Annotated in this window: 26 protein-coding genes; 18 read left to right on the top strand and 8 right to left on the bottom strand. The window is 35.9% G+C overall.

Annotation, left to right across the window (positions count from 1 at the left end):
* The first annotated feature begins 8 nt into the window (after positions 1-8).
* The gene (locus IPM14_13690; GenBank protein ID MBK9099145.1) at positions 9-752 is read left to right on the top strand and encodes a glycosyltransferase family 2 protein; all 744 of its coding nucleotides are present in this window, start codon (positions 9-11) and stop codon (positions 750-752) included.
* Positions 753-816: 64 nt separating this feature from the next.
* Here the strand turns inward: IPM14_13690 and IPM14_13685 are convergent, their stop codons facing one another.
* A complete protein-coding gene (locus IPM14_13685; GenBank protein ID MBK9099144.1) occupies positions 817-1653 on the bottom strand; it encodes an FKBP-type peptidyl-prolyl cis-trans isomerase in 837 nt (278 codons plus the stop codon).
* Between the two features lie 149 nt (positions 1654-1802).
* Between IPM14_13685 and IPM14_13680 the strand changes: the two genes are divergently transcribed.
* The gene (locus IPM14_13680; protein MBK9099143.1) at positions 1803-2447 is read left to right on the top strand and encodes a M15 family metallopeptidase; all 645 of its coding nucleotides are present in this window, start codon (positions 1803-1805) and stop codon (positions 2445-2447) included.
* Here the strand turns inward: IPM14_13680 and IPM14_13675 are convergent.
* Entirely contained in the window at positions 2439-3599 is a 1161-nt protein-coding gene (locus IPM14_13675; GenBank protein MBK9099142.1) for a histidine kinase, read from the bottom strand. The two genes, IPM14_13680 and IPM14_13675, sit on opposite strands and share 9 nt — an antisense overlap.
* Positions 3600-3674: 75 nt before the next feature.
* On the opposite strand from IPM14_13675, the gene IPM14_13670 reads away from it, so the two are divergent.
* From IPM14_13670 to IPM14_13655, 4 genes are read left to right on the top strand one after another with little or no spacing between them, the layout of a single operon-like run.
* Positions 3675-4634 (top strand): right-handed parallel beta-helix repeat-containing protein, encoded by a 960-nt coding sequence (locus tag IPM14_13670; protein MBK9099141.1) that lies wholly within the window; start codon positions 3675-3677, stop codon positions 4632-4634.
* Between the two features lie 36 nt (positions 4635-4670).
* Complete coding sequence (locus tag IPM14_13665) at positions 4671-5204, top strand: GNAT family N-acetyltransferase (GenBank protein ID MBK9099140.1); 534 nt, start codon at positions 4671-4673, stop codon at positions 5202-5204.
* On the top strand, positions 5201-6673 hold the full coding sequence (locus IPM14_13660) for a phosphotransferase (GenBank protein ID MBK9099139.1): 1473 nt from the start codon (positions 5201-5203) through the stop codon (positions 6671-6673). Before IPM14_13665 ends, IPM14_13660 begins: the two co-directional genes overlap by 4 nt.
* Positions 6673-7416, top strand: coding sequence for a nucleotidyltransferase family protein (locus tag IPM14_13655; GenBank protein ID MBK9099138.1), 744 nt, complete (start codon positions 6673-6675; stop codon positions 7414-7416). Before IPM14_13660 ends, IPM14_13655 begins: the two co-directional genes overlap by 1 nt.
* Here IPM14_13655 and lptB read toward each other — a convergent pair.
* From lptB to kdsA, 5 genes are read right to left on the bottom strand one after another with little or no spacing between them, the layout of a single operon-like run.
* Positions 7394-8131: an LPS export ABC transporter ATP-binding protein gene (gene lptB, locus IPM14_13650; GenBank protein ID MBK9099137.1), complete on the bottom strand. Its 738-nt coding sequence runs from the start codon at positions 8129-8131 to the stop codon at positions 7394-7396. The genes IPM14_13655 and lptB overlap by 23 nt on opposite strands.
* Positions 8124-9512 carry a hypothetical protein gene (locus IPM14_13645; GenBank protein MBK9099136.1) on the bottom strand — a complete coding sequence of 463 codons (1389 nt, stop codon included), beginning with the start codon at positions 9510-9512 and terminating at the stop codon, positions 8124-8126. Before IPM14_13645 ends, lptB begins: the two co-directional genes overlap by 8 nt.
* Positions 9512-10048 (bottom strand): LPS export ABC transporter periplasmic protein LptC, encoded by a 537-nt coding sequence (lptC, locus tag IPM14_13640; protein MBK9099135.1) that lies wholly within the window; start codon positions 10046-10048, stop codon positions 9512-9514. Before lptC ends, IPM14_13645 begins: the two co-directional genes overlap by 1 nt.
* A complete protein-coding gene (locus IPM14_13635) occupies positions 10045-11022 on the bottom strand; it encodes a KpsF/GutQ family sugar-phosphate isomerase (protein ID MBK9099134.1) in 978 nt (325 codons plus the stop codon). The genes lptC and IPM14_13635 overlap by 4 nt, the downstream gene beginning before the upstream one ends.
* 41 nt (positions 11023-11063) lie before the next feature.
* On the bottom strand, positions 11064-11876 hold the full coding sequence (gene kdsA / locus IPM14_13630; protein ID MBK9099133.1) for a 3-deoxy-8-phosphooctulonate synthase: 813 nt from the start codon (positions 11874-11876) through the stop codon (positions 11064-11066).
* A 264-nt stretch (positions 11877-12140) separates the two neighbouring features.
* On the opposite strand from kdsA, the gene IPM14_13625 reads away from it, so the two are divergent.
* From IPM14_13625 to IPM14_13570, 12 genes are all read left to right on the top strand, one after another.
* The gene (locus IPM14_13625; protein ID MBK9099132.1) at positions 12141-14615 is read left to right on the top strand and encodes a PIG-L family deacetylase; all 2475 of its coding nucleotides are present in this window, start codon (positions 12141-12143) and stop codon (positions 14613-14615) included.
* A gap of 144 nt (positions 14616-14759) precedes the next feature.
* On the top strand, positions 14760-16466 hold the full coding sequence (locus tag IPM14_13620; protein ID MBK9099131.1) for a sodium:solute symporter: 1707 nt from the start codon (positions 14760-14762) through the stop codon (positions 16464-16466).
* A 44-nt stretch (positions 16467-16510) separates the two neighbouring features.
* The gene (locus tag IPM14_13615) at positions 16511-16768 is read left to right on the top strand and encodes a hypothetical protein (protein MBK9099130.1); all 258 of its coding nucleotides are present in this window, start codon (positions 16511-16513) and stop codon (positions 16766-16768) included.
* Between the two features lie 10 nt (positions 16769-16778).
* Positions 16779-17174, top strand: coding sequence for a TetR/AcrR family transcriptional regulator (locus tag IPM14_13610; GenBank protein ID MBK9099129.1), 396 nt, complete (start codon positions 16779-16781; stop codon positions 17172-17174).
* Between the two features lie 563 nt (positions 17175-17737).
* Positions 17738-17950, top strand: a complete 213-nt coding sequence (locus IPM14_13605) for a hypothetical protein (protein MBK9099128.1) — start codon at positions 17738-17740, stop codon at positions 17948-17950.
* Between the two features lie 16 nt (positions 17951-17966).
* Positions 17967-20063: a sodium:solute symporter family protein gene (locus IPM14_13600; GenBank protein ID MBK9099127.1), complete on the top strand. Its 2097-nt coding sequence runs from the start codon at positions 17967-17969 to the stop codon at positions 20061-20063.
* A 1485-nt stretch (positions 20064-21548) separates the two neighbouring features.
* On the top strand, positions 21549-22154 hold the full coding sequence (locus IPM14_13595; protein ID MBK9099126.1) for a T9SS type A sorting domain-containing protein: 606 nt from the start codon (positions 21549-21551) through the stop codon (positions 22152-22154).
* A 138-nt stretch (positions 22155-22292) separates the two neighbouring features.
* Entirely contained in the window at positions 22293-22769 is a 477-nt protein-coding gene (locus IPM14_13590; GenBank protein ID MBK9099125.1) for a hypothetical protein, read from the top strand.
* A 168-nt stretch (positions 22770-22937) separates the two neighbouring features.
* A complete protein-coding gene (locus tag IPM14_13585; GenBank protein ID MBK9099124.1) occupies positions 22938-24176 on the top strand; it encodes a SpoIIE family protein phosphatase in 1239 nt (412 codons plus the stop codon).
* Positions 24177-24199: 23 nt separating this feature from the next.
* Complete coding sequence (locus IPM14_13580) at positions 24200-24697, top strand: DinB family protein (protein MBK9099123.1); 498 nt, start codon at positions 24200-24202, stop codon at positions 24695-24697.
* Between the two features lie 67 nt (positions 24698-24764).
* Entirely contained in the window at positions 24765-25367 is a 603-nt protein-coding gene (locus IPM14_13575) for a hypothetical protein (GenBank protein ID MBK9099122.1), read from the top strand.
* A gap of 150 nt (positions 25368-25517) precedes the next feature.
* The gene (locus tag IPM14_13570; GenBank protein MBK9099121.1) at positions 25518-25940 is read left to right on the top strand and encodes a 30S ribosomal protein THX; all 423 of its coding nucleotides are present in this window, start codon (positions 25518-25520) and stop codon (positions 25938-25940) included.
* Positions 25941-25949: 9 nt separating this feature from the next.
* On the opposite strand, the gene IPM14_13565 is transcribed toward IPM14_13570, so the two are convergent.
* Positions 25950-26954 (bottom strand): hypothetical protein, encoded by a 1005-nt coding sequence (locus tag IPM14_13565; protein MBK9099120.1) that lies wholly within the window; start codon positions 26952-26954, stop codon positions 25950-25952.
* Between the last annotated feature and the right edge of the window lie 13 nt (positions 26955-26967).

Here is a 26967-nt window from a genome sequence, read left to right as displayed (position 1 = left end):
AATAATCGATGAACAAAATTTCCGTAATAGTTATAACGAAGGACGAAGAAAAAAATATTTCTGATTGCCTGCAGAGTGTCGAATGGGCTGATGAGATTATTGTAGTTGATTCTGAGAGTACTGATAAAACCATCGAGCTTGCAAAACAATTCACAGACAAAGTTATAATCAAAAAATGGGAAGGTTACGTTCCCCAGAAAAGGTTTGCACTTAGTCTCGCCACAAATGAATGGGTACTGAGTCTTGATGCAGACGAGCGAGTCACTCCTGAATTAAAAGAAGAAATAATGAATCTTGATCCGGATGATTTTAACGGTTTTAAAATCAGGAGAAAAAATTTCCTGATGGATAAGGAAATAACAAGCTGCGGCTGGGAAAAAGATTTTCAGTTGAGATTGATGAAAAAATCCAAAGCTGATTTCAGCAATCGACTTGTACACGAGAAATTTATCGTTGACGGTAAAATCAGTGTGCTTAAAAATCCGATGCTCCATTATACATTCTCTTCTTTCTCAGATTATTTAGCAAAAATTAATCGTTACAGTTCTTTAAAATCCCAGGAACTATTTCAAAAGAAAAAACGTGTTAACGGCTGGATAATCTTTTCACACACGGTCTCAGCTTTCTTTGCTTTTTTCTTTATCAGGCGGGGATTTAAAGATGGAGTTTATGGATTGATCATTTCCCTGCTGCATTCCGTCAGCACGATGATGAATTACATCAAGTTGTGGGAACTTCAGAATAAAAAATGAATCGAGCGATTGGTTGATTGCATGATTGCATGAGGACATGCAACCATGCATCAACTATGAAGTGCTATTTTACGTCCACTATTTCAGTGTCAAATATTAAAGTTGAGTTCGCTGGTATTTTCTCAAGTGCCATTTCACCATAACCAAGCTGCGGTGGAACAATAAATCTTGCTTTGTCACCTTTTTTAAGAAGTTGCATTCCTTCATCCCAACCTGGAATTACCTGACCTTGTCCAACAACAAACTGAATTGGTTCATCTCTCTCAACAGAGCTGTCAAACAAAGTTCCGTCCTGCAAATAACCTGAATAATGTACAGTTACAACTTTCCCGGCTTCAACGGTAGGTCCTTCACCTTGAGAGATGATTGCGTATTTTAATCCGCTAGCAGTTGCTTTAAATAACGTTGAATCTACCTCCCACATTTTGGCAACACCTTTATCTTTAACTTCAAGGAGTTCAACCACAACTTTTAAATCAGTATTTGGAGGAACAAAACCGACTCCAGCTTCACCGTAAGCAAGCTTAGAAGGAATGATCATAGTTCTCACACCGCCGGCTTTCATACCAACGATACCTTCATCCGTGCCTTTAATAAATGAACCTGTATTTAGTACAAACTTAATTGGCTGGTTTCTCATTTTTGAATCACCCAGTGACAACATTTTTTTTGATTCATCTACAGACCAATCAGAAAACAATTCGCCGGCAGTATCTTTCGGAACCATCCATCCTTTGAAGTGAATTGATACAAGATCACCAGCTTTAGCTTCTCTGCCAGTACCAAGAGAATCATCTAAATACTGTAATCCTGATTCAAGTGTTTTTATTTCTGGTCCTTTATTGCAGCCTATCAACGCAACGGTTAAAACTGCTACCAATACGAACAATAATTTTTGCATTTTTTTCCTTTTTAAAATTTTGACGGCGAAATATATTCATAATTAATATCATCTACTCATTGCGTAATAATTTTATCCTATGTTTTTACAAAAAGTGGTTTTACTTTTACGATAAATTTCAGCTAAACATTGATTGATTCCAGAGCAAAATGATAAGAAATAAAATCTCTTTTACTCAAACATTAGTATTTCTGACTGTTGCTTTTTTAGTATTCAATTTTGATAACGCACAAAGTCAAAAATCCGATTCTGATTCTGTAATTGATTCGAATGTGGATTTTGATGAAGCTGTTGCCGGTCAGTCAATTCCGCAAACTACACTTGAAAATTTGCGTATTGTGGATGTTTATTATTATGGTTTTGATGAAAAGCTTCATAAAGGACAGCTGGTAGTTCATAAAGATGTTGTGCTTGATATTATTGAAGTATTTGAGTTCATCAGAGAGTCACGCTTTCCTGTCGAAAAAGTTATCCCGATCAGCAAATACGACTGGTCAGATGAAAAATCAATGAAGGACAATAATAGTTCCGCTTTTAATTACAGATTCATTTCCGGAACGAGAGTAATTTCAAATCACGCTGCCGGATTAGCGATTGACATAAATCCGCGTCAAAATCCTTACATTAAAAACGGATCGAGTTTGCCATCAGACTGTATTTATGATACTACAAAAGCCGGGACAATTTCATCTTCATCTCAGCTTGTTAAAGAATTCAAACAGAGAGGCTGGAGTTGGGGCGGTGATTGGAAGAGTCTGAAAGATTATCAGCACTTCGAGAAAAAATTAAAGTAAACTTTTCCCCTTTTCCGTTCCGAACAAATAAATTAATGCACGTGAAATATTTTTCGCCCAATCCCTTTCACCGTGTAGAGAGTTTTTGGATTTAATGTAAATATAATCCGACTTCTCTTTGAACCCTTGCTTAATTAAAGCCTTTAGCATTTCATCAACACCGGTTTGTAACTGCGTATCAAGTTCATTATCTCCGTTGTGAATAAATAATTTAATCTCTTTTTTATTTCCTGAATACTTCAGCACATTATCCACAAAGTTATACTGATCAACTTTAAAAGCCGGTGAAAAACAAATTGCCTTCGAAAAAACATCAGAATATTCCCACGCGAGGATAAAAGAAATCAATCCTCCAAGTGATCCTCCACCGTTCGCTGTATTATTTCTATCAGGTTTTGTTCTGTAAGTTCTGTCAATAAACGGTTTAAGTGAATCGACTATGAAATTCATATAAGCATAACTTGTATCATTTTCTGCATATTCGCTGTTTCGATCAGTTGTATTATAGATTCCGACTATAATTATCGGTTCAATTAATTTTTGTTTAATGAGACTATCTGCTGCTTCATCAATTTGCCAATCAACTTGAAATGTCGAAGTTGAAGGATCTACAATATTTTGTCCATCGTGCATGTATAAAACAGCGTATCGTTCCTCGGTGTTTAATTGATAGTTAGGAGGTAGCCAAACTATAATATCACGGGGTTTTATTCCCTCCCCTAAAAAATTTTTATGATACTCAACGATTCCGGTAATCTGTCCGCCAATTTTCCTCTCAACCTGATCAGCCCAAAGATTTATTTCAATTGAAATAGTCGTATCATTACGGACTTCAAACGCATAATTTGGTGGTGTTGTACTATCCTCATTTAATGCTTCAGTTTCCCAGTTTCCTCGTGTGAATTTAAATTCCAGTTTTTTTCCTCTTGGGAAAGAAAAACTTTTTATCCATTTACCTTTTTCGACTTCTTCAAGCGCTGTTAAATTAGGCTGCCAGTTACCTAGTTGATCATCGTTTCCGGTTATGTATACAACACTTCCGGTTGGTAAGTTATTTGATACAACTTCAATTTTAACAGAGACTTCATTTCGTGAACACGATGAAATCACCAATATCAGAAAAATGGAAAAGTTGAGTAAATATTTTTTCATACCAAATTGAATAGGAAAATGTATTTTTTAAATGAGTGAATTTTAATTTTAGTCAATCGGTTTCAGTATTATTAAATGAAATCTTACTTAGCAAAAATAGCATTTATAATTTTTATTTTTCTGAACAGTTGCTCTGAACGTTCTCTGTTTACCGATCCAGCTGATCCGGGTCTTGGTGGAGTTTTCACAGTTATTAAAGGCGAACTTTCAGATCCATTACTGAAAAGCAAATCTCCATATTATGTTTCATCAGACATTTCAGTTTCGGCAGGAACAACACTCACAATTGAATCCGGCACTTTAATTTTTTTCAAATCAGATGCGGGACTGTACATTTCCGGAGGAATTAGAGCAATTGGTAACAAACAATCCCGGATAGTTCTTGAGGGTTTCGGAACAGCCTGGAAAGGAATTCACTCTGAAAATCCGACTGATAGTTTAATTTTTATTTTTTGTGATATTGAGGAAGTTTATCTGCCTATCGGGAGTGATTCAAAACATGGTGCGATAGAAACATCAAATGCCAGCCTGGTTGTTAAGAACTGTTATTTCAACTATAATTATGCTCAATACGGAGGAGCAATTTCTTTACTTTACTGTAATTCGGAAATAATCAACAATATCTTTTATGACAATGAATGTCTTGATTATGGCGGAGCAATTCTTTCACAAAACTCTTCCAACAAAATTATTAACAACACATTCTACAAAAACTATTGTTTGAATTTTGGCGGCGCAATCACATTTGTTGATCCGGTTTACGAAGAAATACAGAATAATATATTTTACAAAAACTTTTCATACCTCGGCGATACGAGGATTCATCTTGTTTCAGGTGACAGCACAAATATTTTTGAGCAATATAATTTTATGGACCCGGATAGTTTGGATCCGTTATTTATTTCGGAATCAGATTATCATCTGCAGGGGAATTCTCCTTGTAAAGATGCCGGTAATCCCTCATTCGAGTTTAATGATTGGGATGGCTCGCGGAATGACCAGGGTGCTTACGGCGGATCTGATGGAGATTGGTAAAAGTATTCCTTGCTTTATTTTTCTTACTTTTACGTTATGAAAATTTCTTTTGGTGAATATTGTATCCGCAGCTATGAGTATTCTGACAAGACAGCAATTGTGAAATATGCCAACAACTACAACGTTTCTAAATTATTAAGAGATCAATTCCCCTTTCCGTATACAGAAGAGATGGCAGAAATGTGGCTCGTTCACACCTGCAACCAGGATCCTGAATCAAATTTTGCGATTGCCAGCGAGAGAGAACTTATTGGTGCAATTGGGATTCATCTTCAGGAAGATGTTAACAGGTTTTCAGCAGAAATTGGTTACTGGCTCGGCGAACCATTCTGGAATAAAGGAATAATTTCTCAGGCGTTAAAATTATTTACTGATTTTGTATTCACTAATTTTGAGCTGAACAGAATTTTCGCAAATGTATTTGAGGGTAACGACATATCTGAAAAAGTTTTGCTAAAATGCGGTTACAAAAAGGAAGCAACTTTAAGGAAAGCAGTTTTCAAAGAAGGAAAATTTATTGATCAATATATCTACGCACTATTAAAAGAAGAATTCCTGAATCCCAGATGACAAATACACGTCAAAAACTTATCAAGCTTTTTAAAGATTGGGCAAATGAAGAAGTGGTAGATTTTCAACCATTAGTCCAATCAGGTTCAGACAGAAAATATTTCAGAATATCAGGCAAACAAAAAAGTGCTATTGGAGTTTTCAATCCGGAGAAGAAAGAGAACAAAGCTTTCATAACATTCACCAAACATTTTCTCAAAAGAGGTTTGAATGTTCCGAAACTTTATTCTCAGCAGTTAAATGAAAATGTTTACCTCCTTGAAGACCTCGGAGATACAACTCTTTTTTCTATTGTTGAAAAGGAAATCTCGCAGGGTGGAATATCAAAAAAAACAATTGACTATTACAAAGACTCTCTTACTCATCTGCTCAAATTTCAGATAGATGGCAACAAAGGATTGGATTATTCAGTTTGTTATCCGAGAAATAGATTTGATAAGCAGTCAATTATTTGGGACTTAAACTATTTCAAATATTACTTTCTTAAGCTGGCAAAAATTCCTTTCGATGAGCAGAAATTGGAAGATGATTTCCATGCTTTCTCAAAGTTTCTTCTTTCTGCTGATGCAAAATATTTTATGTATCGTGATTTTCAGTCGCGAAATATTTTAATCTGTAACGACCAGCTTTATTTTATCGATTACCAGGGAGGAAAAAAAGGAGCACTGCAGTATGATGTTGCATCGCTTTTATTTCAAGCGAAAGTAAATTTATCCCCGCAGATTAGAGATGAATTATTGCAATATTATCTAGTTCAGGCAGGTCAAAAGTCTCATCCAAAGGCTGATCAGCCTCCGGCTGAAAAAGTCAAAAGTCAAAGTTTTTTAAAATATTATTATGGTTTTGTTTTGATAAGACTGATGCAAACACTCGGTGCTTATGGATTCAGAGGATATTATGAAAATAAATCTCATTTCCTGTCGAGCATTCCTTTTGCGTTGAAGAATCTTCAGTGGCTGTCTGAAAAAAATCATATTCCCAAATATCTTCCTGAACTCACGAAAGTGGTTGATTCAATTTTAGTAAATGAAGAATTGAAAAATCTGAACTTGAAAGCGTCTAGCAATAGACTAAAAGTTACAATCAATAGTTTCTCATACAAGAATGGAATTCCAAAAGACTTTTCAGGCAATGGCGGAGGTTTTGTATTTGATTGCCGCTCACTTGAAAATCCAGGACGATATCCGGAGTACGTCAATAACACCGGACAAGATGAAAATGTAATTAACTTCCTGAAAAATAAAAGTAATGTAAAAAACTTTTTAGAATCTGTTTATTCAATCGTTGATGCAGCAGTTAATAATTATTCAGAACGTGGTTTCAAAAATCTGATGATAAACTTCGGTTGCACTGGTGGACAGCATCGCTCTGTTTACTGTGCTGAAAATCTTGCCAAGCATATCACGAAAAACTTTAAAGTCGATGTTTCATTGAATCACACGCAGATCAATAAAAAAGGAAATCTGTGATGCGTGCGATGATTCTCGCTGCGGGACTCGGTACAAGATTAAAACCACTTACAGATTCAACCCCAAAAGCATTAATAAGGATTAAGGACAAAACTCTCCTCGAACTTCAAATCAACAAACTAAAATCAGAAGGATTTGATCAGATTATAATAAACTTGCATCATTATGCTGAGCAGATAAAAAATTATCTCGAACAGAAAAATTTTTTCAACTGCAAAATTGAAATCTCTGACGAAAGCAATTTGTTATTAGATACCGGCGGCGGATTAAAAAAAGCGTCACACTTTTTTTCAGATGGAAAACCATTCCTGGTTTACAATGTTGATATACTTTCAAACATCAGCTTGAAAAAGCTGATGGACTTCCACATTGATTCTAATAGCATTGCAACTTTAGCGGTTCAAGAAAGAGAATCTTCCCGCAAATTTCTATTTGATGAAAATAATATTCTCGGCGGATGGACAAACGAAAAAACAGGGGAAAAAATTATTTCCAGGAATTCTCCAACTAAATTAAAGGCAATGTCATTCAGCGGTATCCAGATAATCGATCCAAATATTTTTAAATACTTTCCCGAAAAAAATGTTTTTTCGTTAGTCGAGTTTTACATGACAGCTGCAAGGGAAGAAAAGATTTTTGGTTATGTCCACAATGAGAATGAATGGATTGATGTTGGGAAGATTAATAACTTAAAAGTTGCTGAGAAGCTTTTAGCAAATTTTAAGAGTACCTATCCAATCTGAATTTTTCACCAAGATATAATTTCTTTACCTCCTCGTCATTTGCAAGAACATCCGCACTTCCTTGTTTGAAAATTACTCCATCGATTAGAATGTAAGCTTTATCAACAATGCTTAATGTCTCGTGAACGTTGTGGTCAGTGATTAAAATTCCTATTCCCCTGTTCTTCAAATTTGCAACTATGTTCATGATATCTTCAACAGCAATCGGATCAATTCCTGCAAATGGTTCGTCAAGTAAGATAAAGCTTGGATCGGTTGCAAGTGCCCGAGCAATTTCAGTTCTTCGTCTTTCTCCTCCGCTAAGCTGAAATCCTTTGCTCTTTCGGATATTAGTTATTGATAATTCATTCAGCAGAGTTTCACATTTTTTTATTCTTGCATCTTTGTCAAGTTCTGCCATCTCAAGAACTGCTAAAATATTTTCTTCAACTGTCAGCCGTCTGAAGATTGAAGCTTCCTGCGGAAGATAACCGATTCCCATTCGTGCACGTTTATACATAGGAATTTTTGTTATCTCTTCATCATCGAGAAAAACTCGTCCAGCATCAGGTTTTATCATCCCTGTTATCATATAAAAAGTTGTGGTTTTACCAGCACCGTTTGGTCCAAGTAATCCAACAATTTCGCCCTTTGAAACTTCAACAGAAGCTTTGTTAACAACTTTTCGCTTCTTATAAATTTTTACGAGTGAATCGCTTCTAAGTGTTTTACTCATTTTCTGATTGGTTCGTTATAAAATCTTTTTTTCCAGGTCTGTTTTCTCGTAAAACAAATTTAGGTAAAGTAAATGTTCTTTCTAAACCTTCGACTTTAATTTCAGGATGATATTCGCTTGTTGGTGAACCAAATAGTTTTACCTGGTTTATTTCATTTTCCTGAAAAAGAATTAGGGCTTTTTGTGCAGTCGATTTCACGAGACCGTTGGGTGTGTCCTCATCGTACATATAATATATTGACTGAACTTTACCTTCAAATTCCGCTCTCTGTAATCTGTTATTAAAAAAATGAAGCTGCACGCTGTCAGAAGATGTCTGGTCAAATCGTTGCTGATATATTTTATTCTGTGAAAGCATGAAAGCATTTCTATCAACAACCAGGGATTTAATCGCACCATCTTCCAAATAAATTGTAATTGAATCGCCTGTCAATTGCGACGATTCATACCACATAACCGGTCTCGGTCTTTCTTCACCCAACCTGTTGGTGACAATTTTTTCTTCATCTCTGAAATAAACTGATAAATCATTGAGAGAAGCAAAACCACCACGCAAAATTTTTACTGAATCAGTTGCTTTAAACATATCCAAGCCACTTCTGAAACTCTCCATAACCCGGCTTTTAATAAGAAGTGTATCAATGGAAATTCTATCCTGATCAACTTCTTCTGTGTTGAAAGTTGTATCAATCTGCATCAGCAATGGTGATTCATCAATCAAAGTATATTTTAACTGACCATCGTCTTCAAGATGATTACCGAATATCGTCAAATTATCCCGAAGAATTTTTATGCTCACATTTCCATCGGCAATACTGTATTTTGTTCTGCGAAGATGCGTTAAAGTATCGGCATAGATGATATTATCTTTATCGGTAATATTCACATTTCCGATGGCTATAGATTTATCCAATTTTTGAAAATATGTGAGTTCATCGGATGAAAGAGTAGTAGTTGAATCAACAAGAGTTACGTTTGTCTGGAAAAAAGCACGAGCTTCATCGAAATAGTACTCGCCGCTGTCTGCAGACAAAATAACTTTTGTATCATCTAGAATAATTCCAGAGGTGCTTTTGGTTTTTCTTAAGTTACCGTAGTAGAAACCTTTTTCTGTCTGAAGTGTCAGACTATCCTGTTTTGCAATAACATTTCCAATCAACTCCGCTTCATTCCTTGCAAGATATTGAATAGCCATATTGCATGTTACAATTACATTTCCCTGACTTAATCTTACATTACCGACAACTTCTCTTATCGATTCACCTTCAATAAATTTTCCCACAAGACTATCACCAATAACGATGATCCTCTCATCTTCAACTTGAGCAAGGATCAAAACCTGAAAAAATATCAAATAAGTAATCGCAAATATTCGGAGCATTATTCCTGTTTTGCTTTAGTGATGTAAGTGATATTATAAATGACATAATTCCTAAGATGCTGATCAGATTCAAATCCATATCCTTCTATGTGTTCATCAGGTGAATCTATTGTAACAAATTTATCTGAAACAATTTTCTTGTCACTGTTACGCCATTTTAATTCGTTTGTTTTGACAACAATTCCGCTGTCATTGACAGCAACAACACTATCAATCGCAAACAAATCATTTGTTGTTTCGTCTACTCTTCCCCGTTTAGATGTTAGAGTCGTAGTTTTTATTTCAAGTGCATTGAAAAAATCCACTTTAACACCAGCATCGAGGATCGTTTCTTTTCTTGTATTAAATACCTGTAAATGACCGGCAGTGAGCACAGCTCGAGTTTTTCCTGAATCAGTAAAAAAAACAGTTGAGTTCCAGCTTTCCTGTGCGGGTAATTCTTCAACGACAAATGAAGAATCTACGTGTGGTTTTACATCTTTACCAGTGCAGCGAAATATTAAGAATGAAAATAAAATCAGGAGGAAATATTTCATCTTCTCTGAAGTCCAAGGTTAACAAGATCATGAAGATGAACAATTCCGATGGGTTTTTTATCACGGTCAGCTACAATGAGAGAAGTGATTTTGTGACTTTCCATTATTTGCAGAGCGAATGATGCCAGATAATCTTTGTCGGTAACTTTCGGATTTTTTGACATGATATCAGTAGCGACAAGATTTTTTACTTCCATCGTTTTTTCAAGAAGTCTTCTTAAATCACCATCAGTAATAACGCCGGTTAATTTGCCTTCCTTATTTACAACACAGGTGGTTCCGAGTCGTTTACTTGTCATTTCGATGATGATATCTTTTATTGAGGCATCTTCCTTCACTATCGGTACTCCATCGCCTTTAGTCATTATTTCATCAATCTTAAGAGATAATCTTTTACCAAGACTTCCACCCGGATGAAGCAATGCAAAATCTTCAATTGTAAATCCGCGTTTTTGCAGAAGTGCAACTGAAAGTGCATCACCCATTACAAGAGTCGCTGTTGTTGAAGAAGTTGGCGCAAGATCGTGAGGACAGGCTTCTTCTTTTACACTAATGTTAAGGAAGATATCACTTTCATTTACAAGTGATGAATCAGGATTTCCAGACATTGCAATGATCTTCACACCGAGTCTTTTGAACATTGGGAAGAGTCGTGAGATCTCTTCTGTTGAACCACTTTTGGAAATTATCATTACGACATCTTCTTTCCTCACCATTCCAAGATCGCCGTGAAGTGCATCTGTCGGATGAAGATAAATTGCAGCTGTACCGGTTGAATTTAATGTCGCAACGATTTTTCTGGCAATTAGTCCTGACTTTCCCATTCCAGTTAGAACTACTCTTCCTTTAGCTTTGTAAATTGTTTCAACAGCTTTTACAAAATCTGAATTTATACTTTGCTCAAGATTTGCAACTGCTTCAGATTCAATTCGAACAACGCTTCTTCCTGTTTTTATAATTTCATTTTCTGTCAAAATCAACCTTCTATCATTTTAGATAAAAAATAAAATTCTATTTATAGTTTTTTAATTAATGAATCAATTTGCTGAACTTCAATAAGTAACTCCTCGAGAGCAGATAGAGGTAACTGACTTTCAGCATCACTCAATGCTTTTTTAGGATCGGGATGAACCTCAAGAAACAGAGCATCAATACCGACTGCTGCTGCAGCTTTTGCTAATGGCTTTATAAATTTCGGCTGACCGCTGGTTTTGCCTCCGCTACCAGGTAATTGAACAGAATGAGTTGCATCCATAACAATCGGATATCCAAATTCTTTCATAATTACCAGTGCTCTCATATCGACAACAAGATTATTGTAACCGAATGTTGAGCCTCGTTCTGTCACGAGAATTTTTTTATTCCCCGTAGATTCAATTTTTTCGACAGCATATTTCATATCCTCAGGCGCAACGAACTGACCTTTCTTCACATTCACGGCTTTCCCAGTCTGGCCTGCAGCTATCAACAATTCTGTCTGTCTGCATAAGAAAGCTGGAATTTGAATAACATCAGCAACTTCATCAGCAGTTGCAATTTCATCTATTGAATGAACATCAGTCAGCACCGGTACATCAAATTTCTTTTTTACATCACCGAGAATTTTTATTGCCGCCTCATCACCAATACTTTTAAAGGAAGTCAGACTTGTCCTGTTTGCTTTCTTATAACTTGATTTGAATATGAATGGAATACCGAGTTTTGAAGTTATGCTTTTGATTTGTTCAGCAGTGGAAAAAGTAATTTTTTCGTTCTCAACAACGCAGGGACCAGCGATAAGTACAAACGGCAGATTTGAACCAATCTTTACATTTTTTATTTCAATCATGACTTTGTTTAATTATTAACTCTAAAGGTATGTAAATATAAGAAAATATAGGCTTTTTGTCTTCAGATGCTGAGATATCATCTGGAAGGATATTGAAAGAAATTCATCCATTTAAATCGCTAAAAATCCAAATCAAATTTTATCAAGGATTTTTGCCGTTGATATAATCCCAAATTTTACCCTAAAAATTTTATTGGATTATCGGGACTAATCATTAAATTTTAATTCAAATCTTTCAATATTTCAATTTATTATTTTGTGTTTATGACAAAAAAAATTTTTCTGTTACTGTTAGTTTCGATAAAGGTAATAATTTGCCAGCCATCCGAATCACTGAATGCATCCGAAATAAAAATTGCTCTGAAAAAATTAAACACACTTGGAAGTGTTTTATACATTGCTGCTCATCCTGACGATGAGAACACTGCTTTTCTATCATACTTCAATTATTCAAAAAATTTAAGAACTGGTTACCTATCCCTTACCCGTGGTGATGGCGGTCAAAATCTCATCGGTGACGAACAAGGTGATTTACTCGGAGTTATAAGAACACAGGAATTACTGCAAGCAAGAAATATCGATGGAGCAGAGCAATTTTTTACAAGAGCGGTCGATTTTGGATACTCCAAAACTCCTGATGAGACATTGAAAAAATGGGGCAAGGAAGAAATTCTTTCGGATGTGGTTTGGGTTATAAGAAAGTTTAAACCGGACGTCATCGTCACACGATTTCCGACCAACGGATTAGGAACTCATGGACATCATACAGCATCAGCTATTTTAGCAGTTGAAGCATTTAACCTCTCCGGTAAAAAAGAATCTTTCCCAGAGCAATTAAAATATGTTGAACCATGGCAGCCAAAAAGAATTTTCTGGAATGCGTGGCCACCAGCTTTAAGTTCAATGGGAATAAACGGCGATACGTTAATCAAAATAAATTTTGGTGAATACAATAACCTTCTTGGTAGATCTTACACCGAAATTTCTGCACTAAGCCGAACAATGCATAAAAGTCAGGGCTTCGGTGCATCAGGTAGACGTGAAAATTTATTTAATTATTTTTTTCAGCTTGATGGTGAGCCAGCAAGTAACGATTTGTTTCGAGGAGTTGATTTGAGCTGGAATCGTGTCGATGGAAGTGAAAATGTCTCGAAGCTATTAGAACAAGCTGAAACAGAATTTGATTTTGAAAATCCATCCGCGATACTTCCACTTTTAGTAAAAGCTTATTCTGAACTTCAGAAGCTGAGAGACAAATATTGGGTCGGCGTAAAATCTATTGAACTTATGAATGTAATAAAATCCTGTGCCGGAATCTGGGCTGAAGTCGTAACCGAGGAAAATTTTCTATCACCTGGAACTGAAAAATTAGTCAAAGCTGGATTTGTCGTGAGGTCAGATGCTCCAATAATTTTAAAGTCAATCTCAATTGATTATCAAACTAAAGATTCATTACTCAACTCCATTCTTGTAAAGGGTGAAATGCTTTCGATAGAAAGAAAAATTTCTATTCCTTCGAATAAGGCATATAGTCAGCCTTACTGGCTAAAAGATGGACATCATAAAGACATTCACACAGTTAAAGATCAAAACTTAATTGGAAATCCGAAATCTGATTACCCGATCTACTCAACATTCAACTTTGAATTATTTGGGACCGAAGTTAGTTTGAAAATTCCTGTCTTCTTCAGAAAAAATGATCCCGTAGAAGGTGAAGTTTACAAGAGAATTGAAATTGTGCCTCAAGTTGTTATCAGCTTTGACAAAGATTTATACTTGTTAAAGAATGGAGAAGAAAAAGAAATAACAGTCTTTGTGAAAAGTATGAAAAGTAATTCGAATGGGATATTGAAAATTACTCCGTCTGAGGGATGGGATATTTCTCCATCGACTTACCAATTCGCATTTTCAGAAAAAGGACAGGAGCAAGAATTTAAATTCAGGATTAAGTCAATCAATAATGATAATTTGGCAGGGATAAAAGCTCAAGCTGAAATTGGCGAAAAATTATTTACGCACAGTCTTAAAACAATTGAGTATCCACATATTCAGCCTCAGATTGTTTTACCAATTGCTTCGGCAAAAATTTTAAAGCTTGATCTTCCACAAAAAACTCTGCAAAAAATCGCATACATAATGGGCTCCGGTGACAAAATACCGGAATTGCTGAAAGATTTGGAATACATGGTTGATGTTTTCACAAATGAACCAATCACTGCAGAATTACTCCAAAATTATGATGTCGTTATCACAGGCATTCGTGCGTACAATACTTATCAAAGACTTTCGACTGATCAGCAGAATCTTCTGAATTTTGTGCAGAATGGCGGCACTCTCATCGTTCAATACAACACACTTGGCGAAATGCTCGCTGATCCTTCTCCATACAAATTAACAATCTCGAGAGACCGTGTGACTGAAGAGGATTCACCTGTCAAAATAATTAATAATGAAAATTCAGTTCTGAATTATCCATTTAAAATATCTGAAAATGATTTTAACGGATGGATTCAGGAAAGAGGTTTGTATTTCCCCAATGAGTGGGATGAAAAATTCACTCCGCTTTTGGAAATGAATGATACAGGCGAAGATGTTAAAAGAGGATCAATATTGATTTCAAACTATGGTAAAGGAATTTTTATTTATACTGGACTGTCTTTTTTCCGACAACTACCAGCTGGTGTTGAAGGCGCATATAAACTTTTTATTAATTTAATCTCAGCGGATACGAATGAGTAATGATATTAAAAACGACATCAATGAGCTAAATGAGTCTGAAAATAATCCTCCATTTTTTGATACATGGTACAAATTATATAGTGTTGTCTTCATCAGTCTCGTAATCATGGTAATGCTTTTCTACTTATTCACCAAGGCATTTGAATGACCACAGTTGATTGGATTGTACTAAGCGGTTTCATTGGATTTGTGGTTTTATATGGCACCTGGAAATCGAGAAATACAAATGATGTTGATGGTTATATTCGTGCTGGAAGAACTTCCAAATGGTGGCTTGTTGCACTATCGATTATGGCAACGCAAGCGAGTGCAATAACATTTCTTTCAACTCCCGGGCAAGCATACGTTGATGGGATGAGTTTCGTGCAATTCTATCTTGGCTTGCCTATCGCAATGATTATTCTTTCCATAACTGCGGTACCGATTTACAATAAGCTGAATGTTTACACAGCTTATGAATATCTTGAAAAAAGATTTGATTTAAAGAACAGGATGCTCGGAAGCGCATTGTTTTTGACCCAGCGAGGATTAGCAGCGGGATTTACTATCTATGCACCTTCATTGATTTTGTCTGTTATACTTGGTTGGGATTTAGACATTACAATTATCATCACAGGTGCAATGGTGATATTGTACACAACTATCGGCGGTTCAGTTGCTGTAAATAAAACTCACCTTCTGCAAATGATAATTATAACTACAGGAATGTTTGCTGCTTTTTACATTTTGATCTCACTGCTGCCAGAAGATGTTTCTTTTCTTGATGCAACTTATGTTGCTGGGAAAATGGGAAAACTTAAAGCAATAGATTTCACATTCGATTTAAGCAATCGTTACACGTTTTGGTCCGGAATAATTGGCGGCACTTTCCTGATGCTTTCGTATTTCGGGACTGATCAATCACAGGTTCAAAGATATCTTGCTGGCAGTTCAATAAAAGAAAGCAGACTTGCACTACTTACAAACGGGATGGTAAAAGTTCCGATGCAATTCATAATTCTTTTTATCGGTGCGATGGTATTTGTTTTCTTTCAGTTTGTTACTCCTCCACTGTTCTTTAATCCTGTTGAAGAAACAAAAGTTAAGTCCGGATCATATGCTTCTGAGTACAATGAAATTGAAAAAGAGTATGCTGAGATTCACTCTAAAAAGCAGGAAGAACTCAAATCACTGATTCAATCAATTCATAGTGATGACGACATAAAGATTAAAGAGCAAACTAAAAACTTGGTGGAAACCCAAAAAAAATCAGATGAGTTAAAAAATCAGGCTATTCAAGTCATCAAAAAATCTGATCCTGCTTCTGATGCGAATGATACAAATTACATTTTTCTCTCTTTCATTATTAACTTTTTACCGATTGGATTTGTCGGACTTTTAATAGCCGCAATACTTTCTGCTTCGATGTCTTCCACATCCGCTGAACTAAATGCACTCGCCTCAACAACTGTAATTGATTTTTATAAAAGGCTTATAAATAAGGATGCCACGGATGCACAGTATGTAAAAGTTTCAAAGCTTGCTACAATTTTTTGGGGAATTTATGCCATTCTGTTTGCTCTATTCGCAAAGGAACTCGGTTCATTAATCGAAGCAGTAAACATTTTAGGCTCGCTGGTATATGGAACAATTCTTGGTATCTTCTTAACAGCGTTCTACTTAAAAAAAGTTTCAGGGACTCCAACTTTTCTGGCTGCAATTGCAGCGGAACTGATTGTGTTATATTGTTACTTATTTACTGAAATTCCATTTCTATGGTATAACGTAATCGGTTGCCTCGTAGTTGTAATTGGTGCATTTTTACTAAGCAGGTTTTTCAAAGTATCAGAAAATGTTAAGCAAGTTGAATAGCTTTAATTCAAATATTTTTTATAAAATAAAATAGGGGTTATACGATGAGCAAAAATAAATCGAATTTACTTTTATATGGAATTATCCTCGGCGGAATAATCGGTGCAGGTATAGCTGTATATTTTGGCTCAAAAGCAGTCATCAACAATAAAAGAAACAAGAAAGAGAGAAAGCATAAATTCTTTGAAGGCATTGACGATATATTTGATGCAAGTTCGAGGGATGTTGCTGATTCCGGTTCAAATATTCAGAGCGATGCCGAAAAAGAAATTGCTGATCAATTGTTCTCACGTTCTAATTAATTGAAATATTTTGGCTAAAGAACGAAAAGAAGAAATTATCCGGGCAGCCGCAAAAAGGTTCAGCCGGCACGGATTTAACAAAACAACTCTTGAAGAAATTGCCCGCGATGTTCGAATAGGTAAACCGACCATCTATCATTATTTTAAATCAAAAGATGAGCTTTACTACAGTTCAATAGAATTCCAATCCTTACAATTTATTGACGATATCAAAGCAATTTTCAATAATCAGGATCTTCCGGTAGGTGCAAGGCTTCTAGAATATTTTGCATTTAAAGAAACACTCCCGCAGCGTTACAAGCTTTTGTACGATCTTCTGCTTCTGCTTTTCAAAGATGAATCTCAGGAAAAAGAAAAATCAATCCTTCAACATTTACTAAAAAAGAAAGCGAAGTTGTATCGCTGATTTTAAGTTCAATCTACACCGGCAGAATTGAAAGTATGAACATCGCCTTACCATTTTACATTGTTCATCTAAGCTGGGGTTTTTTGTTTAGTACAATTTTAAAAGAATTCAATAATGAAAGTAAATCAGCGAATTTTAAAGAGCTGACATTTAAAAGTCTTGAAACCCTGCTATCGTGATAAATAGTAACAACAATAAATTTCATAAAATCAAAATGACTAATTCAGTTGAATCTTTAAGCCCCGTTGCCTAACTTTCTTTTGAAAATTCCAATAAATATTTCTTAAACTATTTTTACCGATGCCTACTTTTTTTAACAGCTGGCTTCCATTTATCTACTTATATGTAATTGGAGGAATATTCTTTTTTACAGGGCTCCGGATAATCACAAAAAGCGGTTCTCTGGATTTGAAAAAAAAACACCACCGCGTCTGGCTGACGATTCTTATTTCAGGATTTTTCTTTTTTGTAATCGTGCATGCTTCTCTTATTGTTGCTGCACTTTATTTATAATTTATTGTTTCGAGTAATTAATTTTTATATCTCTACAATCGGATAAATTTATGCCAACATTTGAGCAAACCTGGCTACCTTTTATTTACCTTTATGGATTCGGTGGAATATTTTTTTTAAGCGGAATGATATTGGTAAGAAAAGCTGGAAGTGTTGATCTTCATAAACGCAGACATAAGTACTGGTGGAATATTCTGATTTTTGGATTCTTCTATTTCGTTTTTATACACGCAGCATTAATCCTCGCTGCCTTATACCTCTAATTAAAGAAAAACATTAATGGAAACATATCACAGCATTGGAACATCGACAGACTGGATAGTAATGATTGTCTACTTCATTGCTATCATGCTTTTTGGTTCATATTTCGGAAAATACAACAGAACAACCACTGATTTCTTTTTTGGAGGAAGACGTTTTGCATGGTGGCTGATTGCAATGAGTATAGTAGCCACGGGAGTTGGAAGTCATAGTTTTATAAAGTATTCAGCAAAAGGATTTGAAGCTGGTCTATCTTCTACAATGACTTATATGAACGACTGGTTCTTTCTTCCATTTTTTATTTTCGGATGGCTTCCAATAATTGTATATACAAAGATTCGCTCCATACCCGAGTATTTTGAAAAAAGATTTTCAGCAGCAACCAGGTTTCTTGCAACCATACTTCTTCTGCTTTATATGATTGGTTATGTCGGTATCGGATTGTTGACGATGGGTAAAGCCATCCTGCCATTACTTCCACCCAGCTTTGATATTTTCGGAATGAATATACAAGTAACTTTGATGGGTCTTGTAGTAGTAATTGCTTTGATCGTTGGAATATATATTACTTATGGCGGACAGACGGCCGTAATATTCACTGATCTGGCACAAGGATTCATTTTAATTTTTGCTGGAATGTTGGTATTCTTCCTTGGAATTTCTTACCTAGGTGGATTTGATATTTTTTGGAATTTACTTCCGACAGAATGGAAACTACCACTTGCACATTTTAATGAGCCACCCGGTTTTAACTTTGTAGGAATATTCTGGCAGGATGGTGTTGCTGGCTCAATCGGATTTTTATTTATGAACATGGGCTTGATTATGCGCTTTATGTCATGTAAAAGTGTTGATGAAGGAAGAAAGGCTGCAGCATTTAATATCTTGTTTATGCTTCCTATCTCTGCTATTGTGGTTGGTAATGCAGGTTGGATTGGCAAAGCAATATCCATTATCAACCCGGATGTAGTAAGCCCGAACACTGACCCCGACGCAATATTTGTGGTCGTCGCGAACGTAATATCACATCCCGGTGTTTTTGGATTTGTGATGGCAGCATTAACCGCCGCATTAATGTCAACGGTTGATACTTTGCTAAATGCGATTGCTGCGATTTATATTAATGATGTTCATCGTCCTGCAAAAAAATGGTTGAGTAAAAAAGTGCAAACCTGGAAAGAAGAAGACAGGCAGGAATTATTATCCGCAAGGGTTGCTACAGCAGTTTTTACAGTTATGGGTGTACTCGCCGTAATACCATTCAGCCAGTTCCCTACAGTGTATGAAGCTCATGGATATTTTCACTCAACTTTAACTCCACCACTGGTTGTTGGAATTTTCCTCGGAATTTTCTGGAAAAAATTTACAAACACCGCAGTCATTTCAACATTCGTTGGCGGCGTTGCACTTATGGTTCTGGGAATGCATTACCCGGTCCCACTGATTCAGATTTTTGCTCATGGCACTGAGTACGTTCCCGAACATCCTTACATTTATATCGGCGCTCTTTATAACCTGATCGTATGTTTGGGAGTTGCAGTGATTACCACCATCACACAGAAGCAACAGCAGCAATTAATAGAGAAGATTAAACGATTACCCAATCACGGATTATTAATGATCGGAATGATAACCGCTTCCATAATATTATTCCTGATGATAATACTTAATTTAGCTTCGTTACCTGTTTTACTTGGTGCAGTAATTATACTTGTCATTTTAGTAATTATAATATCTGATTATTACATCGAGTATAACGAAGAAGAAAAGACCGATGGACTTACTGTTTGGTCACTAAGTAAAACTAAAGAATATTTCAAAGGCAGTAAGATAAATGATGCTGAGGGTGAGAAAGTAAAAGTGCATTGGAAACAAAAGCCCGGTGAAGATGACACTGTTAACTTTTCTACGACAGAAATGGTAAAAATGAAAGCCAATCCAGGCGATTTAGTGTATCTCACCGATGCACGAAAGTGGCTTGGAGGGCTTAAATCAGTTCATTCAGTCTTTGGTGAGCCGCATAATGAAAATGGCACAGTATATGTCACTCAAGACCACATCGAACAAGGACAATTTGTAGATAAAAAATTGTTACTTGCAGAAAAAGAGATGTAAGAAGAATTGAAAAACTTAATTCAAACAATTTTTCGTTTTAGTTATTTTTTTTCAACTCAATTTGTAGATTTTATCAAAAAAGTTACTATCATAAATTAAAATTGTAATCATTATTCAAGTTTATAAGTTATATAATTACTTCTTTTTCTTCGGAATCATTTTCAGTATAGAAGTGGTTTGACCAATACTTGCTCTGTAAAATTGATACTCTTTTTTCTAAATACGGCAATCTTTTTTCCATTCATATTAGTAATTAAAACCTAAACTAACTATCTATCACTAAACACAAGGAGGTCACATATGAAACAACTTATAGTTGTTTTCACTTTTCTTTTTTCCATTTGCTCAGTACTAATTAATGCTCAATCTGGAGATATGGTTTCTGGCAGCAAATCCATTGTTGTGCCGGAAAATATCAAATCTCTGATTCAGCAAATAACAGATGCCGAGTCGAACGAGGATTGGAACTTATACTACCAATTAAGAGAACAAATAATACAAGCTTGGCAGGAAGCGGATCCTGAGGTTGCAAAACTTTACGGCACAGTGAGCGATGGAACTTTCGATCCTACCGCTGATGGAATGCCTGAGGGTTCTCCAAAACAATTTGACAATAAACCGGAAGAAAGCATTCTTTTTGAAACACCGGCACAATCCAAAGTACTTTGGGGTGACGATTTGATGATTACAAGTGGAAGTGCATACGATATCAGTATGGACATTTCCCGTAATGGAGAAATCTTCCTAGCAGTTATAGGACGTAAAGATGGATCATCAACCAAAGATAGCTTATACATTTATAAATCTGATGATGGCGGTCTTTCCTGGTTACAATGGGGTTACATAGGACTTGGTGGGCAATTATTTAGTAAAGTAGAAATAATGTGTTTTGATGGCCAGATTGGTGGAGCCTCAACACAAGAGTCTTATCTTTTAGTTTTCTATACATTTGAAGGAGGATGGCTAAGACTTGCTAAAAGCGAAATGGCTTCTCAAAACTTTACTTATCAGACAGTTGTTGGCTCTTCAGGAAGTGGATATCCAACAGATTTTGCAGTTGACAGAAATAATTCATCCACAAATTACCGAGCAATTTGTTTGTACGACAGTTTAAATGTAGTTAAATGTATCCGTTCTGAACCTAGTAGTTATGGCACGGTTTGGCAGGATGCACATTCTCTGGGATTTTTAGGTAGAGATATTGATTTTTGCTATGGCTGGAATGGTGCTGTATATGCAAGTTATAATGGTTTCAACAGTGGTAATCTTTATGCTAGAGAGAACACTGACTATGGTGATCCTGCATCATGGATAACTCATGTAACAGTTGTAGACGGTTCAACAGATACTACAAGACATGGACAAATTATCGCTTCAAGAGAAGATGATCCAAATAATATAGTTGCACTTGTTTTTGAGAAAAGTAACGGCAGCTCTTATGATCTGTACTGGGCTTTAAGGCCAAGCGGTGGAAGCTGGGGGTCAATGCAAACCTGGGTTGTTCCTGAAGAGAATAAATGGCCTGCTCTCTATTCAAGAAAAACTGACGGCAATCAGATATTCAAAAGTGTATTTGAACAGTCTGGCACTGGTAATGCGGCACCTCGTTCAATCAGGTATAAAGGTTTTAATGGAACAAGCTGGACTGGTAGCGTGCAAGTTTCAGATACAACTACCGATGTGACAGGCTTACAAAGGCCAGAAGTTGGAGAGCTAGCAGGTGATGTTGCTATTTACGCATTTGCAGGCGCTAACTCACTCGGGGTCTATTTTGATAATTCCAGTTGGACGCCTTCAGATGTTAGTGAAATACCCAGTAATATTCCGACTGAGTATTTATTAGAACAAAACTATCCTAACCCATTCAATCCAAGCACTACCATTAAATTCAGAATCCCGGAAGGTTCTTATGTATCGCTTAAAGTTTATAATGTGCTTGGAAAAGAAATTGCTACACTCGTCAGCGAAGAGATGAATGCCGGCACATATGAAGTAAACTTCGATGCAAGCAATCTTTCCAGCGGAGTATATTTCTATAAAATCGAATCCGGGAACTTTGTTAAGACAAATAAAATGATTCTAATGAAATAAGCTTAGATAAACAGAGACGTATGCATTTTAAGACCACCTTCACGGTGGTCTTTTTATTTATATTGGCTGAAGTTGTAATAGTTTATTATTTTCATTCTGTAAATAAATCATCAATAATCATTACTAAAGGTATTCACAATGTATGATCTTGCTATTGCGAGGATCCTTCATATACTTGGTGTTGTATTATGGATTGGCGGTGTAGCATTTGTTACAACAGTTCTTCTCCCAACAGTTAAACAATTCAAATCAAAAGAAGAGAGAATTGACTTTTTTGAAAAAGCCGAGCATAGATTCGCAAGACAATCGAGAATTACAACTTTACTTGTCGGTCTAACTGGATTTCATATGGTAGCAAGATTAAATATGTGGGAAAGGTTTCTGGATATTTCTTATTGGTGGATGCATCTGATGGTTTTAATCTGGTTGATTTTTACTCTCCTGCTTTTTGTATTAGAACCACTTTTCCTACATAAAAAAATGAGAGAAAAAGCAGAGATCGATCCTGAAGGAACGTACAGAAGAATTTATAAAATGCATCTTCATCTTTTTATATTAAGCATAATTACGATCATTGGTGCAGCAGCAGGCAGCCACGGTTGGTTATTCTTCTGATATTTTTGTTTGATATTTTTCAACGTTAAATTGACTTAATCTTGATATTAAAATTTAATCTTCATTTAATAGAAATTTTTCTGAGTGTCTGAATCGGTTAAAAAATACTTGACTTGTCTAAAGTAAAAAAACTGAAATTATTATCTATCTAATTACTAACATCAAAAAATGTCCGATAATCAAAACCAGCAGATAAAGGAATTATTATTACTTCAGCGTGTAGCTCAAAGGATTAATTCAATCTTAGATCTCGAAACACTCCTGGAAGAGGTCGTAAGCGATGTTGCACAGACGTTCGGGTATTCTCGTTCAGGAATATTGCTGAAGGTTGAAGAAACGAACGAGTTAGAAATTGTTGCTGTGAGAGGATGGACTGTAAACTTCCATATAAAAGGTGATAGATTTAAGATAGGTGAATATGGAATGGTTGGTCACGTAGGACTCATTGGCGAAACTTACTACGCACCAGATGTAACTAATGATCCGTATTACCAGGTAAGTGAAGAATCTACATGTTCGGAACTTGATATTCCTCTGAAAATTCGGGGACAACTTATAGGAGTATTTAATTTTCAACATCAGGAAAAAAATGCTTTCTCTCCTGAAAGAATTCAGCTTCTGGAAGCTTTGGCCGGTCACGTTTCGACCGCAATTGAAAATGCCAGATTATTTAAAATCGAGCGCGAAGAAAAAGAAAGAATGTCTCGGGAACTTGATGAAGCCAAGACCGTGCAGATGTCTTTATTCCCGAATTGGAAACCGGAGCTGCAGGGATTTGAAATTGAAGGACTTTGCATTCCATGCAGAGAAGTTGGTGGAGACTGGTTCGATTACATCCAATTAGATGAAGGAAAGCTGGGAATTGTTTTAGCGGACGTTGCAGGCAAAGGAATGGCAGCAGCTCTTTTAATGGCTTCAACTCGGAGCATTTTACGAATGTTTGCAGAAAAAGGTTTGTCTCCTGCTAAAGTACTGACTGAGGTCAACAAAATTCTGATACAGGATTTTCCAAAGACACGGTTTGTAACAATGATATATGCAATTCTTGACACCCGATCAGGTACTTTTTCTTTTGCAAATGCAGGTCATCTTCCACCATTATTAATTAACTCAAAAGAAATAAATATTCTGGAAACAAATTCCGGTGTACCTTTGGGTTTATTGGACTACGTTTTTGCGGAAAATAAAATTGAAATAAGGCCCGGAAGCAGGTTACTTCTATTTTCGGATGGTGTTAGTGAAGCGATGAATACCTCATTTGAAGAGTATGGAATGGATAGAATCCAAAAACACATGGCTAAAAGTGAATCTACAATTCAAACTCTGCTCCACGATGTTCACTTATTTACTGCCGGTCAGCCCGCATCTGATGATATTACATTACTAATTATAGGTTCAAAATCATGACTGAGAGGAAATACAACATAGAAATGAAAAAAAATTATCGCAAAGGCGGAATCGGTGCCGTGATGGATGAATATGAAAGAGCTGCAACTGAATTTAAATATCTTATCGGGAACATAAACGAATCGGACTTTGTCAAAATTGTTGATACCGAAACTAAAGATGAAGATTGCCGTTCTGTCCAGACAATCTGTTCACACGTTACGAATTCCGGTTATGCTTATGCTGATTATATCCGTGATTGGTTCGGTATTACAAAAAGTTCTCCTGAGAGAAGAGTTCTTTCAAAGGAGGAATTTGTATTAGAGTTTGAAAAAATGCTGGCATATACCTCTGAAACATTACAGGACAAATGGGAATATTCAGACGATGATATTCAGAAAGTGAAATTGATAGTCCGATGGGGTCCGCAATATGATCTCGAACAATTACTCGAACACGCAGTGGTTCATATTCTTCGGCACAGGAGACAGATAGAAAAGTTTGCAGCTAATCATAAGATCAAAATTTCAGGTCATCAATAAAAAGAATCAAATAACTCAATTGCAAAAGGAAAAGAACCTAATACTGGTAATCATATTTGTGGTTGCAATGGCTTATCTGGAATCCGCTGTTGTTGTTTATCTGAGAGGATTATATGGAATTAAAGATCTGCTCAGAGATATGAATTTCAAACCAGATATGTATACTTTCATAGAGCTTGGCAGAGAAGCTGCAACTATTGTGATGCTGATAATAATTGGTTTAATGGCTGGCAATACTGCGTGGAAAAAAGCAGGATATTTTTTTATAGCTTTTGGAGTCTGGGATATCTTCTATTATATCTGGTTATTCGTTTTTATTCAGTGGCCAAAATCTTTATTTGAATGGGATATACTTTTTCTTATTCCTTTACCCTGGTGGGGACCGGTGCTTGCACCAGTTTTGATTTCTCTGCTGCTAATCGTGACAGGTTACTTTTTGGTAAAAGAAAAACAATTTAGAATTAGAAAGGTGGACTGGATATTTATCATATTATCAATGATGATTATTTTGTTCACTTTCATGGAAGATAGTATCAGCATCATCATTAGTGGAACCGGAGATTTAACAACCGTAAGACCGACTTATTTCAACTGGATAATTTTTTTAACTGCATATTTTATTTGGCTTATAACTACCTTTCGCGTATTCAACCCTTCAAAAGCTAAATAATCGACACATTTAAGCAATTATTGCTGAGCATTACAACTCATCCCTCAGAATAAAATATGTTTTGAGGTCGTATTCTCTTTGAAATTTTGCACTTTGAAAAGTATTATTGTGAGGGCAATATTTCATCATAAAAAATGTGGAGAGAATTTAATGGGAAAAGGTGATAAAAAATCAAAAAAGGGCAAAAGATTCCGCCACTCATATGGAAAAACCCGAACGCGGAAAAGTGGACGAAAGATAGTTATAGCAAAGAAAGTCGAAGACAAACCAAAACCAATCGAACAAAAAAAGCCAGTTAAATCTGAACCAGAATTTGTAACTCCAGTTGCAGTTGTAGAACCTCCTGTTCAGGAAATTGCTTTTAAAGAACCAGAGATAAAAGAAATTAAAGAAGAAGTTCCCGTTCCGGAAATTAAAGAAGAACCAATAACTCAAGTTCCTGCTTCAACTCCATCACTTGTTGTTGAGAAAGAGAAAGTTGAAACAGCAAAAACGGAGGAGATTGCTGAAGAAAAACCTGTAGAGGAAGCTCCGAAAAAAAGAGGCAGACCTAAAAAGAAAAAAGAAGAATAACCTTTCCGCTTAGTGAACTATAAACAAGTTATTTTCACGATCAGAATCGGGAATTGTTAAATCACCGAGTTCGATTTGTTTTAGTGTTCCGTTTATTTCAATCCTTGTTGAAAATTCTTTATTGCCATTTTTCCAGGTATCAGCTGGAAAAAATATCTCCTGTACTGATTCATCCTCATAAGTCAGCTTAAGTTTTACCGGAGTTGGTATATTACCTATTTTTTTTATCGTTACTTCAGCTGATTTTTCATTCATCAATACTCTGTCGATCGCTAAATCGGGAAAACCTTTATCAAAAAACCATGGCTTCCAGAACCAGTTCAAGTTTTGTCCTGCAACATCATTGAATGTAAAAAAGAAATCATAAGGAGTTGGATGTTTCTCTTTCCACCTGTTGATGTACTCACGCAATGCATTAAAAAATATTTCATCGCCAAGTAATTCACGCAATATGTTATACGAAATTGAAGAACGATCGTAAGCAGAGCTTCGGTACGAATTGTAAGGCATATTAACAGAAGGTATCATCGCCGGGTAATCATCTTCTGTCCCTGCAATGTATTCATAATTTCCGACATTGCTAATCAATCTTGAATTGATACTGGTTAGTTTCTCCATATAATCGAAAGGAAGAAAGACAGCCCAGCCTTCATCCATAAAAGCATATTTCTTTTCGTTTGTACCGACATAAAAAGGAAAATATTGATGTGCGAGTTCATGAGCAGTTAATGAAACTGTATTCTCCCAAATATCCGGCGATCCATCATTAATCATCATTGGAAATTCCATTCCACCTCCTCCCACTCTTCCATTGTTAAATGCCACGATGGATGGAAATGGAAATTTTACTCCGGGAACTTCCTCTGAGAAGTGATTAATTAAATCTTTGCAGGCTTGAGCAACATTATAAAAGTCCGGAGATGTTACAGGATATACTGCTTGAATGAATACTGATTTGTTATCAGGACTATCGGTACTAGCCGATAAACCATCCCATAAATATTTGTCACTCAAAGCAAAAGCGAAA

The organism is bacterium (genome assembly GCA_016716565.1).
Classification (GTDB): domain Bacteria; phylum Bacteroidota; class Ignavibacteria; order Ignavibacteriales; family Ignavibacteriaceae; genus IGN2.
The sequence above is the reverse complement of the archived record's forward strand: the minus strand, read 5'-3'. Positions and strand labels throughout refer to the sequence as shown.

Excerpts from the sequence above, each read along its gene's own strand:
- IPM14_13690 (MBK9099145.1), top strand. The coding sequence starts at position 9 with ATGAACAAAATTTCCGTAATAGTTATAACGAAGGACGAAGAAAAAAAT.
- IPM14_13685 (MBK9099144.1), bottom strand. The coding sequence starts at position 1,653 with ATGCAAAAATTATTGTTCGTATTGGTAGCAGTTTTAACCGTTGCGTTG.
- IPM14_13680 (MBK9099143.1), top strand. The coding sequence starts at position 1,803 with ATGATAAGAAATAAAATCTCTTTTACTCAAACATTAGTATTTCTGACT.
- IPM14_13675 (MBK9099142.1), bottom strand. The coding sequence starts at position 3,599 with ATGAAAAAATATTTACTCAACTTTTCCATTTTTCTGATATTGGTGATT.
- IPM14_13670 (MBK9099141.1), top strand. The coding sequence starts at position 3,675 with ATGAAATCTTACTTAGCAAAAATAGCATTTATAATTTTTATTTTTCTG.
- IPM14_13665 (MBK9099140.1), top strand. The coding sequence starts at position 4,671 with ATGAAAATTTCTTTTGGTGAATATTGTATCCGCAGCTATGAGTATTCT.
- IPM14_13660 (MBK9099139.1), top strand. The coding sequence starts at position 5,201 with ATGACAAATACACGTCAAAAACTTATCAAGCTTTTTAAAGATTGGGCA.
- IPM14_13655 (MBK9099138.1), top strand. The coding sequence starts at position 6,673 with ATGCGTGCGATGATTCTCGCTGCGGGACTCGGTACAAGATTAAAACCA.
- lptB (MBK9099137.1), bottom strand. The coding sequence starts at position 8,131 with ATGAGTAAAACACTTAGAAGCGATTCACTCGTAAAAATTTATAAGAAG.
- IPM14_13645 (MBK9099136.1), bottom strand. The coding sequence starts at position 9,512 with ATGCTCCGAATATTTGCGATTACTTATTTGATATTTTTTCAGGTTTTG.
- lptC (MBK9099135.1), bottom strand. The coding sequence starts at position 10,048 with ATGAAATATTTCCTCCTGATTTTATTTTCATTCTTAATATTTCGCTGC.
- kdsA (MBK9099133.1), bottom strand. The coding sequence starts at position 11,876 with ATGATTGAAATAAAAAATGTAAAGATTGGTTCAAATCTGCCGTTTGTA.
- IPM14_13625 (MBK9099132.1), top strand. The coding sequence starts at position 12,141 with ATGACAAAAAAAATTTTTCTGTTACTGTTAGTTTCGATAAAGGTAATA.
- IPM14_13620 (MBK9099131.1), top strand. The coding sequence starts at position 14,760 with ATGACCACAGTTGATTGGATTGTACTAAGCGGTTTCATTGGATTTGTG.
- IPM14_13615 (MBK9099130.1), top strand. The coding sequence starts at position 16,511 with ATGAGCAAAAATAAATCGAATTTACTTTTATATGGAATTATCCTCGGC.
- IPM14_13605 (MBK9099128.1), top strand. The coding sequence starts at position 17,738 with ATGCCAACATTTGAGCAAACCTGGCTACCTTTTATTTACCTTTATGGA.
- IPM14_13600 (MBK9099127.1), top strand. The coding sequence starts at position 17,967 with ATGGAAACATATCACAGCATTGGAACATCGACAGACTGGATAGTAATG.
- IPM14_13595 (MBK9099126.1), top strand. The coding sequence starts at position 21,549 with ATGCAAACCTGGGTTGTTCCTGAAGAGAATAAATGGCCTGCTCTCTAT.
- IPM14_13590 (MBK9099125.1), top strand. The coding sequence starts at position 22,293 with ATGTATGATCTTGCTATTGCGAGGATCCTTCATATACTTGGTGTTGTA.
- IPM14_13585 (MBK9099124.1), top strand. The coding sequence starts at position 22,938 with ATGTCCGATAATCAAAACCAGCAGATAAAGGAATTATTATTACTTCAG.
- IPM14_13580 (MBK9099123.1), top strand. The coding sequence starts at position 24,200 with ATGAAAAAAAATTATCGCAAAGGCGGAATCGGTGCCGTGATGGATGAA.
- IPM14_13575 (MBK9099122.1), top strand. The coding sequence starts at position 24,765 with ATGGCTTATCTGGAATCCGCTGTTGTTGTTTATCTGAGAGGATTATAT.
- IPM14_13570 (MBK9099121.1), top strand. The coding sequence starts at position 25,518 with ATGGGAAAAGGTGATAAAAAATCAAAAAAGGGCAAAAGATTCCGCCAC.